Genomic DNA, 17,598 nt, shown 5'->3' with positions numbered 1-17,598 from the left:
GCCGTGGCCGGAGCATTCTGCCCCGCCCACGGCCGGTCTTCAAGCAGACGGAATCAGACCGCCTTCGAGGCGACACCCGGGGCCAGGAACCGCTTGCCGTTGACGCGCTCCGACGCGCCCACACGGTCCAGGTACGGGGTGATGCCGCCCAGGAACATCGGCCAGCCGGCGCCCATGATGACGCAGAGGTCGATGTCCTCGGGCCCGGCCACCACGCCTTCGGCCAGCATGAGGCCGATCTCCTCGGCGAGGGCATCCTGCGTGCGGCGCAGGACCTCTTCGCCCGTGGACGGGGACGTGCCGAAGGACATGACAGCCAATGTCTCCGCAGGAATGACCGGGGTACCATCAGGACCCGGCACCCAGAGTGACTTCACGCCGTTGTCGATCAGCTTCTGCAGGTTCTGGGACACGGCAAACCGCTCGCCGAAGGCGGCGTGCAGGGATTCCTGGACGTGCTGGGCCACCGGAAGTCCCACCATCGCGCTGAGCGCGAACGGGCTCATCGGCAGTCCCATCGGCCGCAGGGCCGAGTCGGCCACCTCGGCCGGCGTGCCCTCGTCGAAGGCCGCGATCACTTCGCCCATGAGGCGCAGCAGTATGCGGTTGACCACGAAGGCTGCGGCATCCTTGACCAGGACTGCGGTCTTCTTCAAGCCCTTGGCGAGCTCGAAGGCGGTGGCCAGTACGGCGTCGTCGGTCCTCGGGGCCCGGACGATCTCCAGGAGCGGCATCACGGCCACCGGGTTGAAGAAGTGGAAGCCCACCAGCCGCTCCGGGTATTGCAGCTCCTCGGCCATGGCCGTGACCGAGAGAGAGGAAGTATTCGTGGCCAGGATGCACTCGGCGGAGACGATGGCCTCCACCTCGGCGAAGACCTGCTTCTTGACGTGCAGTTCCTCGAAGACGGCCTCGATGACGAAGTCGGCGTCGGCGAAGGCGTCCTTGGAAACGGAACCGGTGACCAGGGCCTTGGTGCGGTTGGCGGCGTCGGCCTTGATCCGCTTCTTGTCGAGGAGCTTGTCCACCTCGGCGTGCACGTAGGCCACGCCCTTGTCCACGCGGGCCTGGTCGATGTCGGTCATGACCACGGGGACCTTGAGCTGGCGGGCGAACAGCAGGGCGAGCTGGCTGGCCATGAGGCCGGCGCCCACCACGCCGATCTTCGTCACGGGGCGGGCCAGCTTGCGGTCCGGTGCGCCGGCAGGGCGCTTGGACCGCTTCTGGACCAGGTCCAGGAACGCGTAGACGGTGGAACGGAACTCATCCGTCTGCATCAGCCCGGCGAGGGTTTCACATTCGAGGTCCGCCGATTCCGCCTGCGTGATGGTGCGGTTCGCCTCGAGGATGTCCAGGACCTTGGCCGGTGCGGGGGAGGCATTGGACGTCTTGGCCTCCACGAACGCGCGGCCCGCGGCGACGGCCCCGGCCCAGCGTTCGGCGACGGCCGGCTCGGCCGGATCCACGGCGTTGGCGCGCTCCGGCGTGATCTCCCCGGCGATGACCCGGGCGGCCCAGCCAATGGACTGCTCCACGAAGTCCGCCGGTTCGAACATGGCGTCCGCGATGCCCAGCTGGAACGCCTGCGGACCGCTGAGCGTGCGGTTGTTGCTGAGAGGGTTCTCGATCATGACCTTGACGGCGTTCTCCGGCCCGATCAGCCGCGGCAGGATGTAGACGCCGCCCCAGCCCGGGACGAGCCCGATGAACGCCTCGGGCAGCGCAAGGGCCCCGGCGCCGGTGGAGACGGTGCGGTACGTGGACTGCAGGGCGATTTCGAGGCCGCCGCCCAGCGCCACGCCGTTGATGAAGGCGAAGCTCGGCACACCAAGATTGGCCAGGGTCGCGTAGACGGCGTGACCCAGCTGGGCCATCCAGAGGCCGTGTTCGCGCTCCTTGAGTGTCTTGACCGCGGACAGATCAGCCCCGGCCACCAGGTAGTACGGCTTGCCGGTGACGCCGACGCCGGCGATCTCGCCGCGCGCGGCGCGCTCCTTGAGGCCGTCGAGCACCTTGCCCAGCTCCACGAGCGTGTTGGGGCCCAAGGTGGTGGGCTTGGAGTGGTCCAGGCCGTTGTCCAAGGTGATGAGGGCAAAGGTGCCCGGGCTCCTGCCGCCGACGGGAGGCAGCGCGATGTCCTGGACGTAGGAGTGGGTCACGGTTTCATCCGGGAACAGCCCGGCGAGGGTCTGGAAATCGGTGGCGCTCATGCTGCGGCCCCTTCGGATTCGGCGTCGGTGGCGGTTTCGGTGGAGGTCCCGGAGAGGTAGCCGGGGTGGTGCGGGTTTTCCCAGATCACGGTGGCGCCCATGCCCAGGCCGATGCACATGGTGGTGAGCCCAAAGCGGACCGTCGGGTCTTCCTCGAACTGTCGCGCCAGCTGGTTCATGAGGCGAACGCCCGAGGACGCCAGCGGGTGTCCGACGGCGATCGCGCCGCCGTAGCGGTTGACCCGGGGGTCGTCGTCGGCGATGCCGAAGTGGTCCAGGAAGCTCAGCACCTGGACGGCGAAGGCCTCGTTGATCTCAAAGAGGCCGATGTCCTCGATGCCCAGGCCGGCGTTCCTGAGCGCCTTCTCCGTGGCGGGCACGGGGCCGATGCCCATGACCTCGGGCTCGACGCCGGCGAAAGCGTAGGAAACCAGGCGCATCTTCACGGAGAGGCCCAGCTCCTCGGCGGCCTCGGCGGATGCCAGGACGGCCGCCGTCGCGCCGTCGTTCAATCCTGCGGCGTTGCCCGCGGTGACGCGGCCGTGTGCACGGAACGGCGTGCGGAGGGCGGCGAGGTCGTCCACCGTGGTGCCGGGGCGTGGTGGCTCATCCACCGTGTTCACGGTCCAGCCCTGCTCCGGCTTCATGGTGGCCACGGGGACCAGGTCCGGCTGGATCTGGCCCTTGGTGTACGCGGCGGCGAGCTTGGCCTGCGAGGCCACGGCGTAGGAGTCCGCGCGTTCCTTGGTGATGGCGGGGAAGCGGTCGTGCAGGTTCTCGGCCGTGTTGCCCATGTTCAGCGCGGCCGGATCCACCAGGCGTTCGGACATGAACCGCGGGTTGGGGTCGGCATCCACGCCCATCGGGTGGTTGCCCATGTGCTCCACGCCGCCGGCGATCACGACGTCGTAGGCGCCGAAGCCGATGCCGCTCGCCGTCGTCGTGACGGCCGTCATGGCGCCCGCACACATGCGGTCGATCGCGAAGCCGGGAACGGTGCGGGGGAGGCCGGCCAGAAGTGCCGCGGTGCGGCCGATGGTGAGGCCCTGGTCTCCGGTCTGGGTGGTGGCGGCGATGGCCACCTCGTCCACGCGCTCGGCCGGCAGGGCGGGGTTGCGGCGCATGAGTTCGCGGATGCACTTGACCACGAGGTCATCGGCGCGCGTGCCGGCATAGATGCCCTTGTCGCCGGCCTTGCCGAACGGGGTGCGCACTCCGTCCACAAAGACGACGTCGCGGATTGTCCTCTGGGTCCTGCTGCTCCGGTGTGGACTCATGTGTAGCTCCTCGTTGAGACATGGGTGCCGGGGCCCGTTTCAGGTGGACGTCCGGTCGGCGTTGATAGCCATGTTACTAGCCAGTAACTTAGCATGCAAGGAGCGCGGGGCGGGGCGTGTCCGCAGACGCGGAAGGCCCGCCTCCGGACCATCGGATGTGGTCCAGGGGCGGGCCTTGGGAGCGGGCCTCGGAGATGGGCTCGGGAACCCGGATCAGTCGGCGTCCTGGGGCTGCTTGCTTTCCTTGGGCGGGAGGGGCTGAGGGTTCAGGCACGCCTCCACGAGGATCGGCGCGGCGATGCCGATTTGCCATGCGCGGGCACCCAGTTCCCTGAGTTCGGCCGTGATGGATTCGAGCGAAATCTCCGACGGCGGCCGCCAGGTCACCCGGCGCAGATAGTCCGGCGTCAGCAGGTTTTCCACGGGCAGCTTGAGCTCATCCGCCCTGGCCTGGAGCAGCGGGCGGGCCGTACTGAGACGCTCCGCGGCGTCCAGGTCGCGGTCCGCCCAGACCCGGGGCGGCGGGGGTGCATTGGTGGGCAGGTGCAGCGGCGGCAGCTCCTGGACGGTCCGGGCAGCGGTGATGCAGCGCAGCCAGCGCGGGGCTTCGCGCTGGGCGGCCCTGCCGTGGAAGCCCTTCGTGGCCAGCAGTTGCGGCACCGTGGTGGGCAGGGCCTTGGCGCCGGCCACCAGTGCGGAGTCGGGGATGAGCCGTCCGGGCGCCACGTCTCGCTTGCGGGCGAGCTGGTCGCGTTCGAGCCAGAGTTCACGGACTGCGGCGAGCTGGCGGCGGTCCCGGATCTGGTGCAGGCCCGAGGTCTTGCGCCACGGATCCACGCGGGGCGGCGCGAGGCCTGCGCTGAGGATCCCGGCGAATTCCTGCTCGGCGAATTCCAGTTTGCCGTCGGCTTCGAGGAGTTCGATGAGTTCCTCCCGGAGTTCGGCGAGGACCTCGACGTCGAGGGCGGCGTAACGCAGCCACGGTTCGGGCAGGGGGCGGGTGGACCAGTCGGCGGCCGAGTGTTCCTTGGCCAGGCCGAAGCCCAGGAGCTGCTCGATGACTGCCGCCAGGCCCACGCGGGGGAGTCCTGCCAGACGGGCCGCGAGTTCGGTATCAAAGAGTTTGTCCGGCCACATGCCCAGTTCGGACAGGCAGGGGAGGTCCTGCGTGGCGGCGTGCAGGATCCATTCGACGCCGCGCAGGGCGTCGTTGATGATGTCCAGGTTGTCGAAGGGCTCAGGGTCGATCAGCCAGGTGCCGGCGCCTTCGCGGCGGATCTGCACCAGAAACGCGCGCTGCCCGTAGCGGAAGCCGGAGGCGCGTTCGGCGTCGACCCCGGCAGGGCCGGTGCCGGCAGCAACGGCGGCGGCGCACCGCTCCAGGCCGGCCTGTGTGTCGATGACCAAAGGGACGCCTTCGCGCGGCGCATCCAGATCGATGACGACGGGTATGGGGCTGTCAAAACCCTCGACTGTGATGTGGGGAGTGGGATCAGCAACCGGATCGCCGGCTGTGGTGTGTTCCAGGTTTTCAGGGGTCATGATGCCTTAAGTTTAGCGACTTTGCCCGTGGCCGGTTCCGGCGGGGATTCCGGGGCCCTTAAGTGAGCCTCCGGCCGCGCAGCGGCGTGACACCGGGCGGCAAGGGCGCGAGTCCCGCGAACGTGCAGACCATTTCGGACCAGGCTTCCAGATGGTCCTTGACGTCGGACGATGCCGGGGTCCAGGAAGCGCGCAGTTCGATGTCGACGGTGTCCGGACGGTCCGAAAGGGTGCCGAAACTTTCGGACAGGATGCGCGTTGCGGTGCCGCCAGCCGCACGGTACGCCGCGGAGTGTCCGTCCAGGGCCTCCACCAGCCAGTCCCAGGCCACGGAACCGAGCATGGCGTCATTGCCCATCTCGGCGTCCATCTGGGCACGGATGTAGGTGACGATCCTGAATTCCCCGTCCCAGACCGCCGGACCCTCGGGGTCATGCAGCAGGATGAACCGTCCGGTGGCGAGTTCGTCGTCTTCGTCATCCTGGGTGTCGCCGGGGTGTTTACCGGCAAAAGCCTTGGCCGCGGGGCCGTGGACGGGCACGCGGCGGGTCACTGCCGCTTGACAGAAGACCTCGGCCCCCAGGGCGACGGCGTACGGGGCGAGCCGCGAGGGGGCCGGAATCTCGTCCAGCCGCAGTTCGTTGCGGCACTGCGCTTTTCGAAGCGTTCCCAAGGCGTGGAGAAAATCGGCGGGAACCTGTGCAAGGGCGTTCACCATCGTAGATTATGTGTCCGGGGCGGCGAATCTGTGCAGGCTCGCCGCCCCGGAGTATCTATCCGGCCGCCAGTTCCCGGGTGATGGCGGAGACGAAGGCATCAATGTCCTCTTCAGTGGTGTCGAAGGAGCACATCCACCGCACTTCACGGGCAGCCTCGTCCCAGTCGTAGAACGTGAACTGCTTGCGCAGCCGGTCCGCGACGCCCGCCGGCAGGACCGCGAAGACGCCGTTGGACTGGGTCTGCTGGGTGGGCTCGACGCCGTCGATGGTGTCCACCGCAGCGCGCAGGCGGGCGGCCATGGCGTTGGCGTGCTGCGCCGAGCGGAGCCACAGCCCGGACTCCAGGAGCGCTATGAACTGCACGGAAATGAAGCGCATCTTGGAGGCAAGCTGCATGTTCATCTTGCGCAGGAACTTCAGCCCGTGGGCGGCTTCCGGGTTGAGCGCCACCACCACCTCGCCGAACAGCAGGCCGTTTTTGGTGCCGCCGAAGGACAGGATGTCGACGCCGGCGTCGCGGGTGAAGGCCCGCAGCGGCACGCCGAGGTGGGCGGCCGCGTTCGCCAGGCGGGCGCCGTCCATGTGGAGCTTCATGCCTTTGGCGTGGGCGTGGTCCGCGATCGCACGGACCTCCGCCGGCGTGTAGCACGTGCCCAGTTCGGTGGTCTGCGTGATGGACACGGCCAGCGGCTGTGCGCGGTGTTCGTCGCCCCAGCCCCAGGCCTCGCGGTCGATCAGTTCGGGGCTCAGCTTGCCGTCCGGGGTGGGGACGTGCAGGAGCTTGATGCCGCCGATCCGCTCGGGTGCGCCGTTCTCGTCCATGTTGATGTGGGCAGTGGAGGCACAGATTACCGCGCCCCAGCGGGGCAGCAGCGACTGCAGGGAGAGCACGTTGGCGCCGGTGCCGTTGAAGACGGGGAAGCATTCGATGCCCGCCCCGAAGTGTTCCTCCATGAGCTCCTGGAGGCGTGCCGTGTACACGTCGTCGCCGTAGGAAACCTGGTGGCCGCCGTTGGCCGCGGCGAGGGCCGCCAGGACTTCCGGGTGGACGCCCGAGTAGTTGTCCGAGGCAAAGCCGCGGACGGAGGGATCGTGCAGGCGCCCTGCGGCGTCCCCGCCGAGGGCGGCCGGGATTGCTTCTGTAATGCTCGTCACTTGTTCATTCACGCTTTCAGTTTATTTGGCCAGGAGAATGCGTTGCCCGTTCAGTTCCGCGGCCGGCTGATCGAACAGCCCGACGGCGGCCGCGGCCAGTTCTTCGACGTCCGTGTACCCGGGGAACGTCCGTTCCGGGTGTTCCAGCCGCATGGCAGCGTCCACGAAGGCCTTGACCACGAACACCACGGCGGCGCTGCGTTGCTCGGAAGCTTCTTCCGTGTTGCCGGACCGGGCACGCCGGAACCCGTCCGCCATGGCCAGGGTCCAGGCCTCGGCCGCCGCCTTGGCCGCCACGTAGCTGGCGGCCGCCGCGGTGGGTGCGGAGACCGACGTCGATGACACCATGGCGAAGCGGCCCGCCGGTGCAGCCGCCAGATCGCCGTAGAAGACGCGCGAGACGTTGCGCAGCGTGGTGACGGCGCCCCGTTCCAGGAAGTCCCAGTCCTCGTCCGGCTGGTCCTCGATGCCCTTGGCGCCGCGCCAGCCGCCCACCAGGTGGAAGATGCCGTCAACGCGTCCTTCCGCCCGGTGGATGGTGTCGGCGAGTTGGCGGACGGACTCCAGGCTGCCCAGGTCGCAGACCAGGGGAGTCACCCCGGAACCGGCCAGGGCGGCGGCTTCCTTGATCCGGACTTCGTCGCTGCCCACGGTGGTGACTTTGTGCCCGGCGGCGGCAAACGCCCGCGCGACGGCGACGCCGGAGGCGCTGCTGCCCCCGGCGACGAGGATGTTCAGGGACTCCATCAGGCCGCCGTCGAGCCGGTGATGCCGGTGGTGGATTCGATGACAGGGCGCATTTTCTTCTCCAGAGCCTCGTAGAACATGGATAGCGGGAATTCGTCGTCGAGGACCTGGTCGGTCAGGCCGCGTGGAGGCCCGTCCAGCGGCAGGGCATCCGGGCCCTTGGCCCAGACGGAGGCCGGGTTGGGGGTCACGGTGCCGGAGATGAGCTCGTAGGCTGCGAGCCAGTGGGCGGCCTTGGGGCGGTCGATGGAGCGCCAGTAGAGTTCCTCGATGCGGGCGCCGAGTTCAATGACGACGTCCGCGGCCTCGTCCCAGTCGATGCTGAGCCGGCTGTCGGTCCAGTGCAGGACGCGGTGCTGGTGCATCCAGGCGAAGAGGAGCTGCCCGCCCAGGCCGTCGTAGTTGCGGACGCGGCTTCCGGTGATGGCGAAGCGGAAGATGCGGTCGAAGATGACGGCGTACTGGACCAGCTTGGCGTGCTTGCGGGCGTCTGGGTCGGCCGTCTCGTCCTTCTCGATGCGGACGGATTCGCGGAAGGCGGTGAGGTCGCAGCGCAGTTCCTCCAGCGAGTACAGGAAGAACGGCATGCGCTGCTTGATCATGAAGGGGTCGAACGGCAGGTCGCCGCGCATGTGGGTGCGGTCGTGGATCAGGTCCCACATCACGAAGGTGCGCTGCGTGAGGTCCTGGTCTTCGAGGAGGGCTGCGGCGCCGGCCGGCAGCTCCAGCGAGGTGGTGTCCGCGGCGGCACGCAGGACGCGGCGGAAGCGGGCTGCTTCGCGGTCGGCGAAGATGGCACCCCAGGTGAAGGTGGGGGTTTCGCGCACGGCCACCGTTTCGGGGAACAGCACCGCGGAATTCGTGTCGTAGCCGGGGGTGAAGTCCAGGAAGCGGATGGGGACGAAGAGCTTGTTGGAGTAGTCGCCGGCTTCCAGGCCCGCGATGAACTCGGGCCAGATGACCTCGATCAGCACTGCTTCGACGAGCCGGCTGGTGCTGCCGTTCTGCGTGTACATGGGGAACACCACCAGGTGCTGCAGGCCGTTCTCGCGGTGCTGCTGCGGCTGGAAGGCCAGCAGCGAGTCGAGGAAGTCGGGCACGCCGAAACCGCCGTCGCTCCAGCGTCCGAAGTCCCGGACGAGCAGCTCAAGGTACCGGGCGTCGTGCGGGAACAGCGGGGCAAGCTTCCCGACGGCGGCGGTGATGGCGGCGACATGGGCGGCGGCGGCGCCGTGGCCGGCGGCCTCCGGGACGGAACCGTCCTGGCTCTGGAGGCCCTGCAGGGCCGTGGCGGCGGCCTTGAGTGCCGTCCAGTCCGGGTTGTCGGCGGTGATGCGGGTCAGTGTTGCCGCAGCGGTTGTGGACATCGTTGACAGGACCTTTCCTCAGGAGTTGTGTTTCTGAGGCGAGCGTAGCAAGGAGCCAGAGTCCCTAATGCAAAAGTTGGCTGAGCATAAGAAACTCTGGTGCATGGGGTCCGGCTGGGCCCGCAAGATCCAGCCCGGCAAGGGCTGCCGCGGGAACAGCCGGCCGGCTACGCGCCGGGTGCGGACTCGACAAGCTTGAGCGAAACGGAGTTGATGCAGAAGCGCTGGTCGGTAGGCGTGCCATAGCCCTCGCCCTCGAACACATGCCCCAGGTGCGAATCGCAGGTGGCGCAGCGGACTTCAACGCGCTCCATGCCCATGGTGCGGTCATGCAGGTACCTGACGGTGCCCTCGGCCAGCGGTGCCCAGAACGACGGCCAGCCACAGTGGGAATCGAACTTCTCCTTGCTGGTGAAGAGCTCGGTGCCGCAGGCCCGGCACTGGTAGACGCCGGCGGTGTGCGTGTCCCAGTACTCGCCGGTGTAGGGGCGCTCCGTGCCTGCCTGGCGCAGCACGCGGAATTCCTCCGGCGTCAGCTCCTGGCGCCACTCGGCTTCGGTCTTCTCCACACAGTGCTCCTTCTCCGGGACCTCCTGGAGCGGGACACCCGCGGAAAGGTCTGCGGTCTCGAAGTACTTCCTGTTTTCAGCGGTGCTCATGCCTACACCAACGCTCAGGAGTCGCCGATAAATCCCGAGCCCGCATAGAGATGCAGCACGGGCAGCCCCAGCTGGTCCTGGGCCTTGCTGGCCCAGTCGGTGTGGAAGGTATCGGCGATGGCATGGGGCCGGGTAACCACCACGGCCTGCGCCGCGTCGAGTTCCTTGACCTTGGCCACCAGGCCAGCCACGGCACCGCCGTCGACGATCTCGCCGGTGACCCCGCCGCCCAGTCCCTCCAGGGCAGCCAGCGAGGCCGCCAGGGCCCCGGCAGCCTCGGCCCGCTCAGACTCGAGGTCCGGGGCCGCGGCCAGCAGCTCCCGGAAGGCCTTTGCCACCTCCAGCAGCGAGAGATGCTCCAGGAAATCGACCAGCAGGTGCCGCTCCGTATTGGCAGGGACCAGCACCACCAAGGGGGCATCGCCGCCGTCCACGAGCTTCTTGATGTTGGCACGGTCGTCCGGGCCCAGGGGCTCTTCGGTCAAAATGACGATTGGATCGCTCATGGCTACAGCGTAGACCCGCAGAACCGGAGGCGGCAGGGGTTTGGCCACCGATTCTCCTGTTCCCCTGCGCTATTGCCTCGCAGCGGGGCGCGCGACGCGCGGCGGGGGCATGGTGCTGCACCGCGTCCCCGCAGAGGCGAGAATGGTTCCATGGCATCGACCACCCTGACTGCTCCCGTCCTCCCCGCGGACCACACCATGTCCACGCGCGCCAAATGGGCGGTGGCGGGCATCATTGCCGGCGGTGGCCTCGCAGGGCTGCTGGCCACCGGCTCCTCGGCGCTCGCCGCCTACTTCGCCCGCCGCGTCATCACGCCCAGCACGCAGGTGGAAGACCAAGAAGTGCTCGCCGTGGTCCGCAGCGACGACGGCCTGCAGCTCATCCTTGCCGCCACGCCCGAGTCGATCGTCGACGGCGTGTACAGCCTGTTCTTTGACGGCGGAAGGGGCCATGCGCGGATCGGCCGGATCGTGTCCTACTCGCCCGCTGAACACACAGTGCAGCGCGAAGTCGAGGCCGTCTACAGCGGCGAGCTCGCATCCGCCCGCCGCGGCTGGTGGAGCGGCGCCGCCTATGCCGATCCCGCCGCCGTGGGCCTGGCGGCGGAAGAGCTGGCAATAGACGTCGACGGCGGCCAGGCACCTGCCTGGCTGATCCGCGCCGGGGCGGCGGGGCCGGCACCGGTGTGGGCCATCATGGTGCACGGCCGGGGCGCGACGCGCCTTGAAGGGCTGCGGGCCGCGCGCACGGCCCGCGAACTGGGCCTGGACAGCCTGCTGATCTCCTACCGCAACGACGGCCTGGCGCCGTCCGCTCCGGACGGCCGGTACGGACTCGGCTCCACGGAATGGCGGGATGTGGAGGCCGCCATCGCCCACGCCCTGGCCAACGGGGCCAAGGAAGTGGTGCTCTTTGGCTGGTCCATGGGCGGAGCCATCAGCCTGCAGACAGCAGACCTGTCACGGTACCGGCACCTGATCCGTGCGATGGTCCTGGACGCACCTGTCATCAACTGGGTGGATGTGCTGGCCCACCATGCCGAACTCAACCGGATTCCCTACGCCGTGGGCCGCTACGGGCAGCTGATGCTCGGACACCCCGTGGGCCGGCGCCTGACCGGCCTGGCGGCTCCCATGGACCTCAAGGCCATGGACTGGGACGCCCGGGCCGTGGAGCTCAGGACGCCCACGCTGGTGATCCACAGCGTGGATGACGACTACGTGCCGTACGGGCCTTCGGCCAGCCTGGCGGAGAAGAACCCGGAGATGGTGACGTTCGAGCCGTTCACGGGGGCGCGGCACACGCACGAGTGGAATGTGGACCCACAGAAATGGGACCGTTTGGTGCGCGCATGGCTGCAGCGGCAGCTGGCCCCGCGGACGAATCCAGGGTCCGTGTCCTAGGGCTGAGGGCTGAGGGCCCGGGCGGCGGGCCGCCTACGCCTTGGCTGAGCCGATGGGCGCCGTCAGGGCGCCGGTAAGACGCACGAGTTCGGCCGGATCGAGTTCGATGTCCAGCCCGCGGCGGCCCCCGGAGACCAGCACAGTCTCAAAGTTGAAGGCCGATTCGTCGAGCACCGTGGGGGAGGGCTGACGCTGACCCAGCGGCGAAATGCCGCCCAGCACATAGCCGGTGCGGCGCTCTGCGGCCTTGGGGTCGGCCATCGCTGCCTTCTTCGCCCCCAGGGCGGCAGCAACGGCCTTCAGGTCGAGGGTTCCGCCGACGGGCACAATGCCGACGGCGAGTTTGCCCTCGATGTCCACCATCAGCGTCTTGAAGACGCGGGCGGGGTCGACGCCAAGCACTTCCGCGGCCTCCATGCCGTAGCTGGCCGCCGAGGGATCATGCGCGTAGGGGTGCAGCGTAAAGGGAACGCCGGCCGCAGCCAGAACGGCTGTGGCCGGCGTTCCCTGTGAAGCCAGCTTCTTGGCCATGTAGTCGGGCGGTGCCTCTCAGGACTCCAAGCGGTGTGCGGCCGCCACCTTGCGCTTGATCCGTCCCAGCATGGCGGTCATGCCGCGCATCCGCAGGGGCGTGATGGCGCGTGTCAGGCCCAGCAGCTCCGGCATGTCGTCCGGAACCGCCAGGATCTCCGCTGCCGTCAATCCGTCCAGGCCCTCGTGCAGGACACCGGCAAAGCCGCGCGTCGTCGGCGCTTCCGGGGGAGCTTTGAAGAACAAACGGTACGCCGGGGCGCCGTCGGACGCCTTCTCGGCCTCAATGGCCAGGAACAACGGCGACTGGCACTCCACAACCTGCTCCAGCAGCTCTGGATGGTCCTTCAGACGATCCGGGAGTTCCGGCAGTCCGCGGGAGAAATCAAGGAGCAGCTGCAGGCGGTCCGGCTCCGTCAGCGCCTGGAAGTCATCAACGATTTCCGCCAAAGCGGCGGGCAAGGTATTCGTATTCATCACTTCCAGCTTACGCAGAACGGGGCGGAATGCATCGTGTGGGCTTGGACACTACATGGCACGGACAGGACTACTTTCCGGCGAGTGCCGGCACCGAGCCGCGCTCGGCACCCTTGACGATGGGTACCCGCACAGCGTTGCCCCATTCGGTCCAGGAGCCGTCGTAGTTGCGGACGGTTTCGAAGCCCAGCAGGAACTTCAGCGCGAACCAGGTGTGGCTGGAACGCTCGCCAATACGGCAGTATGCCACGACGTCGTCGCCCGCCTGGAGGCCGGCTTCGCCCAGGTAGAGGGCCTCGAGTTCGGTGCGGTTGCGGTAGGTGCCGTCCTCGGCCGCTGCGCGCGCCCACGGGATGGAAGCAGCCGTGGGGATGTGTCCGCCGCGCAGTGCGCCCTCTTCCGGGTAGTTGGGCATGTGCGTGCGCTGGCCGGTGTATTCCTCCGGCGAGCGGACGTCGATCAGGGGGTTGCCGAAGTGCGCCAGGACGTCATCCTTGAACGCGCGGATCGGGGCATCATTGCGTTCGACGACGGGGTACTCGCCGGCGGCGGGCTCCGGGACATCGGTGGTCACGTCGCGGCCTTCTGCGATCCACTTGTCACGGCCGCCGTCGAGCAGGCGCACGTCTTCGTGGCCGAAGAGGGTGAAGACCCAGAGGGCGTATGCGGCCCACCAGTTGGACTTGTCGCCGTAGATGACCACCGTGGTGTCGCGGGAGATGCCCTTGGCCGAGGCCAGCGCGGCAAATGCTTCGCCGTAGATGTAATCGCGCGTGACCTGGTCGTTCAGGTCTGTGTGCCAGTCGATCTTGACCGCGCCCGGGATGTGGCCGGTTTCGTAGAGGAGGACATCTTCATTGGATTCGACGACGACGAGCTTTCCGTCGGCGAGGGCACCGCTTTCGAGGGCTGCTGCGAGCCACTCGGTGGATACTAGACGTTCCGGGTTCGCGTATTCTGCGAACTTTTCGTTTTGTTCAACGGGGTAGGACATGATCATGACCTTTCACTGACAACGGACGGGGCCAGGCCGTGGAAATCTGGTGCAGGTGGCAGCCGGGCGTGTGTCCAACAGTAACCACGGGCTGCTGCGAATGCATCCCCTTGGTCACATGGTGAAAGATGGCATTCATCACGTGTCCGTTCCGGCCATTCCAATGCCGGTATTCTTGCTGGGGACTTAAGACCAGAAGAACGGACCGCCTTGGTACAGATCGAACAACTCGCCGCACGCACCCCGGCAGTTTCCGTGGATGAGATCCTCAAGGGTTTTTACCCCTCGCCGCGGTTCGGCGAGGTGTCCTTCGACAGCTACCGGCCGGATCACTCACAGCCGAGCCAGGCTGCCGCTGTTAAGGCGCTTTCTGCCTTCGCTGACGGGGTCGGCGCCAACCACGGTGGCGGACTCTTCAGGAAGTTCTTCGCCAAGAAGCCAGCCACCCGCGCGGGCATCTACCTCGACGGCGGCTTCGGCGTGGGCAAAACCCACCTGCTGGCCTCTTTGTGGCACGCTGCACCCGGTCCGAAAGCCTTCGGCACGTTCGTTGAATACACCAATCTTGTGGGGGCCTTGTCCTTCCGGAAGACCGTGGAGTCGCTGAGCCACTACAAGCTGGTCTGCATCGACGAATTCGAACTCGACGATCCGGGCGACACCGTGCTGATGTCCCGCCTCATGCGGGAGCTCGCCGACGCCGGTGTGAAGCTCGCCGCCACGTCCAACACCCTCCCGGGTTCCCTGGGCGAGGGCCGATTCGCAGCCGTCGACTTCCAGCGCGAGATCCAGGTCCTGGCGGACCAATTCGACGTGGTCAGGATCGACGGCGAGGACTTCCGCCACCGTGGCCTGCCGGCCGCCCCGGCGCCGCTGAGGACCGAAGAGCTCAAGCACAGGATGCGTGCCGAGTTCGATGGCCGGACCGTTGCCGTGGACGACTTCCGCGGACTCATCGAGCACCTCGCAGGTGTGCACCCGAGCCGCTACCGCCAGCTGATCGCAGGGATCGACGGCGTGGTGTGGCGCGATGTGGAGACCATCACCGAGCAGGCCGTGGCCCTCCGCTTCGTAGTGCTCGCCGACCGGCTGTATGACAAGAATGTCCCGATCCTGGCCAGCGGCGTGCCCTTCGACAAGCTGTTCACCGAGGAAATGATGGGCGGCGGGTACATGAAGAAGTACTTCCGCGCAGTGTCCCGCCTCACCGCGCTGGCCCGTGAAGGCCAGAACCACGAACCCGCATAAGGAACCGGCTGCCCCACTCTACTGAACGGGTTCCCGGTCCTTGAGCATCCAGCGGACCACCAGGCCTGCGACCAGGGCCCAGAACGCCGCCCCGATGCCGGCGAAGGCCAGGACCGAGACAAAGGCGGCGATCCAGCGGCGGTTCCGCTCGGCGCCGGCTTCCTCAGCACAACACCACCGGCGCCACCAGCAGGGGAGCGGTGCCCAGAGCCTTGAATGGGGCCAGGCACAGGGACAGCAGTACACCGGCTAGCATGGCTTGGGCCAGCGCCGTCGGGATTCTGGTTGTGAGCCGGCCCAGTGGCGGCACCAGCCCGGTCAGGGCGATCAGGACGCCCACCACGAGGAAGGCCCGATGGCGGCCGGCCAACCGCCGTCGACGGTTCCGGCTCCGGCGAGCAGCGCCGCACCCGGCGTCGACCAGGCAAGCGTGACCGGCATCCTGGACTGCCAGGACAGCCACAGAATCCCAAGGCCGAAGGTCAGGGTCAGGGCCAGCAGCCCACTGGCAGCCTGGGCGCTCGCGCCCACGGCCTTGAGCCCTGCGAGGATACGGGCACGTCGCCCTACGTTACCGGAGCTGCGGTTGCCTGCTTAACAGGATCCAATGGGGTACTCCTTAAACGCCAAGGGCACCGGCGTCGCCTCGCGGCGGGACCGGTGCCCCGTTGACGTAACTGTAAGGGATCCCAGACCGGCAATGCCGGCTACTGAGCCTCACCTTCGGCGGGAGCCTGCTCGGCATCACCGTCGATCTTGGCCACGAAATCGGAAGCGGCATCCTGCACTGCGTCAACCTGATCGGCGAACTTTCCACCGGTCTTTTCGTCGACGAAGTCGCCGGCCCTTTCGATGCCATCCTTGATGGCTTCTTCGTTGCCCTCGATGAGCTCCTGAGCCTTGCCCTTCAGGTCGTCAAATAGTCCCACGGGCACCTCCCTTCATTCGCGGAGCCAGATCGCTCCTCCGCCTCGACACTAACACCGGAGGATGGGCCTGCCAAGGGCCCTTGTGACGCGGCTTGTCAAGGGATTTCCCGCGTCCCGTCAAAGCATCTTCATGGCGCCTCAGGATATCCGGGCCTTGCCAAGGTGCCGTGGACTGTGAGGGTTCATGAGCGAGTGCTTCCGGCCGTAGCCGAAGTAGATCACCAGGCCCGCTACGAGCCAGACGCCGAACCGCAGCCAGGTCTCCCAGTGCAGCTGTGCCATGAGGAAGGCGGAGGCGAGGACACCGAAGGCCGGCACGAGAGGCATGAACGGGAGGCGGAAGGTCCGGGGCGCATCGGGCTTCTTGTAGCGGAAGACGATGACTGCGAAGCAGACCACTACGAAGGCCGCGAGGATGCCGATGTTGGTCAGGTCTGCCACGGCCTTGATCGGGAAGACACCGGCCAGCAGGGCGGAGGCGATGCCGGCGATCCATGTGACGCGCTGCGGCGTTCCATGCTTGTCCGTGCCGGCGAACCAACGCGGCAGAAGGCCGTCACGGCTCATGGAGAACCAGACGCGGGTGACGCCGAGCAGGAAGGTCAGCATCACGGTGAGGATGGACAGCACAGCGAAGACGGAGATGATGGTGGCGATCACCGGAAGCCCCACGCCCTGGAACGCCGAGGCGAAGCCCGCCGTCGGGTTGATGTCCTTGTAGTTCTGCATGCCCGTCAGGACCAGTGTGGCGGCGACATAAAGGAGCATGGCAATGACGAGGGAGAGCACGATGGCCTTGGGCATGTGCTTCTTCCCGTCCTTGGCTTCCTCCGCGGCGGTGCTCATGGCGTCGTACCCGAAGACCGCGAAGAACACGGTGGCGGCGCCGGCCAGCACCGGGCCGAAGCCGCTGGGCATGAACGGGTTGAAGTTCTCGGCGTTGATATAGAAGATGCCCAGTCCGATGATGAACAGGATGAGGATCACCTTGATGGCCACGGCCACCAGCTCGAAGCGGCCAAAGGCCTTGGTGCCGCGGGACAGGATCCAGGTGACCAGGAGGCAAACGAGGATTGCCGGAAGGTTGATGATGCCGCCCTTGCCCTCCTCCGCCGTCGAGGTCATCCAGGTCGGCATGTGGATGCCGATCCCGGACAGGAAGGTGTCGAAGTAGCCGGAGATGCCGATCGCGACGACGGCCACGATCGCAATGTATTCAAGCAGCAGGTCCCAGCCGATGAACCAGCCGATGATTTCGCCAAGCGCCACGTAGCCGTAGGTGTAGGCCGATCCTGCCCGGGGAATCATGCCGGCGAATTCGGCATAGGAGAGGGCTGCCGCGGCCGATGCGAGGCCTGCAACGAGGAACGAGATCAGCACCGCCGGGCCGACGGCGGGGTTGTTCGCGTCACCATGTGCCACCAGGCCTGCGAGCGAGAAAATCCCGACGCCGATAATGCCGCCGACGCCGATGGCCGTCAGTTGCCACAGCCCGAGGCTCTTGAAGAGGCCGCCGTGCTTGACATCTTCCTCAATGTCGTCGATCGGTTTCTTTCTCATGACGGACAGCGATGAGGTTTGTTGGATCATGGGGGCTCCTGCGGCGTGGAAAGGGGATTGCTTCGAAGTACATTATGCGAGGCGGATCACATTAGATAAAGCGACTTCTTCTTAGCGGTATCGGTTGGTTCTGCTGATGAATCTTGTCGTCCGGGAGTTTGGGGGCGGAAGATTTCTGTGAGCTGTCTTCCGGCATAAAAAAAGCAGCTCCGAGGAGCTGCTTTTTCATCTGGAGCGGACGACGAGATTCGAACTCGCGACATCCACCTTGGC

General features: G+C 67.2%; 17 protein-coding genes and 1 pseudogene. 2 read left to right on the top strand and 16 right to left on the bottom strand.

Features of this window, described 5'->3' with window-relative positions:
* Positions 1-53 precede the first annotated feature (53 nt).
* The 9 genes from J1902_RS15480 to J1902_RS15440 form a co-directional block, all read right to left on the bottom strand.
* Positions 54-2,210, bottom strand: a complete 2,157-nt coding sequence (locus tag J1902_RS15480) for a 3-hydroxyacyl-CoA dehydrogenase NAD-binding domain-containing protein (protein WP_207617208.1) — start codon at positions 2,208-2,210, stop codon at positions 54-56.
* Positions 2,207-3,487 (bottom strand): thiolase family protein, encoded by a 1,281-nt coding sequence (locus tag J1902_RS15475; protein WP_207617207.1) that lies wholly within the window; start codon positions 3,485-3,487, stop codon positions 2,207-2,209. The genes J1902_RS15480 and J1902_RS15475 overlap by 4 nt, the downstream gene beginning before the upstream one ends.
* Before the next feature lie 213 nt (positions 3,488-3,700).
* Positions 3,701-5,029: an HRDC domain-containing protein gene (locus J1902_RS15470; protein WP_207617206.1), complete on the bottom strand. Its 1,329-nt coding sequence runs from the start codon at positions 5,027-5,029 to the stop codon at positions 3,701-3,703.
* Positions 5,030-5,087: 58 nt separating this feature from the next.
* Positions 5,088-5,747, bottom strand: coding sequence for a DUF3000 domain-containing protein (locus tag J1902_RS15465; RefSeq protein ID WP_207617205.1), 660 nt, complete (start codon positions 5,745-5,747; stop codon positions 5,088-5,090).
* 55 nt (positions 5,748-5,802) lie between these two features.
* Complete coding sequence (locus tag J1902_RS15460; RefSeq protein WP_207617204.1) at positions 5,803-6,915, bottom strand: threonine aldolase family protein; 1,113 nt, start codon at positions 6,913-6,915, stop codon at positions 5,803-5,805.
* A gap of 9 nt (positions 6,916-6,924) precedes the next feature.
* The gene (locus J1902_RS15455; protein WP_207617203.1) at positions 6,925-7,650 is read right to left on the bottom strand and encodes an SDR family NAD(P)-dependent oxidoreductase; all 726 of its coding nucleotides are present in this window, start codon (positions 7,648-7,650) and stop codon (positions 6,925-6,927) included.
* Positions 7,650-9,017, bottom strand: coding sequence for a DUF6421 family protein (locus J1902_RS15450; RefSeq protein ID WP_207617202.1), 1,368 nt, complete (start codon positions 9,015-9,017; stop codon positions 7,650-7,652). The genes J1902_RS15455 and J1902_RS15450 overlap by 1 nt, the downstream gene beginning before the upstream one ends.
* Before the next feature lie 167 nt (positions 9,018-9,184).
* On the bottom strand, positions 9,185-9,676 hold the full coding sequence (msrB, locus tag J1902_RS15445) for a peptide-methionine (R)-S-oxide reductase MsrB (RefSeq protein ID WP_242702073.1): 492 nt from the start codon (positions 9,674-9,676) through the stop codon (positions 9,185-9,187).
* A gap of 14 nt (positions 9,677-9,690) precedes the next feature.
* The gene (locus J1902_RS15440; protein ID WP_207617201.1) at positions 9,691-10,182 is read right to left on the bottom strand and encodes a hypothetical protein; all 492 of its coding nucleotides are present in this window, start codon (positions 10,180-10,182) and stop codon (positions 9,691-9,693) included.
* 150 nt (positions 10,183-10,332) lie between these two features.
* Here J1902_RS15440 and J1902_RS15435 point away from each other — a divergent pair, with 150 nt between their 5' ends.
* The gene (locus J1902_RS15435) at positions 10,333-11,586 is read left to right on the top strand and encodes an alpha/beta hydrolase family protein (RefSeq protein ID WP_207617200.1); all 1,254 of its coding nucleotides are present in this window, start codon (positions 10,333-10,335) and stop codon (positions 11,584-11,586) included.
* Between the two features lie 33 nt (positions 11,587-11,619).
* Here the strand turns inward: J1902_RS15435 and ybaK are convergent, their stop codons facing one another.
* The 3 genes from ybaK to J1902_RS15420 all read right to left on the bottom strand — a co-directional run bounded on the left by ybaK (position 11,620) and on the right by J1902_RS15420 (position 13,588).
* Positions 11,620-12,117, bottom strand: a complete 498-nt coding sequence (ybaK, locus tag J1902_RS15430; protein ID WP_207617199.1) for a Cys-tRNA(Pro) deacylase — start codon at positions 12,115-12,117, stop codon at positions 11,620-11,622.
* Positions 12,118-12,135: 18 nt separating this feature from the next.
* A complete protein-coding gene (locus tag J1902_RS15425; RefSeq protein WP_207617198.1) occupies positions 12,136-12,594 on the bottom strand; it encodes a SufE family protein in 459 nt (152 codons plus the stop codon).
* Positions 12,595-12,664: 70 nt separating this feature from the next.
* On the bottom strand, positions 12,665-13,588 hold the full coding sequence (locus J1902_RS15420) for a sulfurtransferase (protein ID WP_207617197.1): 924 nt from the start codon (positions 13,586-13,588) through the stop codon (positions 12,665-12,667).
* 210 nt (positions 13,589-13,798) lie between these two features.
* Here J1902_RS15420 and zapE point away from each other — a divergent pair, with 210 nt between their 5' ends.
* Positions 13,799-14,836, top strand: a complete 1,038-nt coding sequence (gene zapE, locus J1902_RS15415; protein ID WP_207617196.1) for a cell division protein ZapE — start codon at positions 13,799-13,801, stop codon at positions 14,834-14,836.
* 166 nt (positions 14,837-15,002) lie between these two features.
* Here the strand turns inward: zapE and J1902_RS19430 are convergent.
* The 4 genes and pseudogenes from J1902_RS19430 to J1902_RS15395 form a co-directional block, all read right to left on the bottom strand.
* Positions 15,003-15,388: pseudogene (locus tag J1902_RS19430) on the bottom strand (benzoate/H(+) symporter BenE family transporter); the annotation flags it as partial.
* A 155-nt stretch (positions 15,389-15,543) separates the two neighbouring features.
* Positions 15,544-15,771 (bottom strand): antitoxin, encoded by a 228-nt coding sequence (locus J1902_RS15405; protein ID WP_207617195.1) that lies wholly within the window; start codon positions 15,769-15,771, stop codon positions 15,544-15,546.
* 132 nt (positions 15,772-15,903) lie between these two features.
* Entirely contained in the window at positions 15,904-17,355 is a 1,452-nt protein-coding gene (locus tag J1902_RS15400) for an amino acid permease (protein ID WP_207617194.1), read from the bottom strand.
* 61 nt (positions 17,356-17,416) lie between these two features.
* On the bottom strand, positions 17,417-17,598 hold a 182-nt coding region (locus J1902_RS15395; RefSeq protein ID WP_207617193.1), incomplete at its 5' end, for a hypothetical protein.

This window comes from Arthrobacter cavernae (genome assembly GCF_017368795.1).
Taxonomy (GTDB): Bacteria; Actinomycetota; Actinomycetes; order Actinomycetales; family Micrococcaceae; genus Arthrobacter; species Arthrobacter cavernae.
This window is presented reverse-complemented; position numbering and strand designations above follow the sequence as displayed.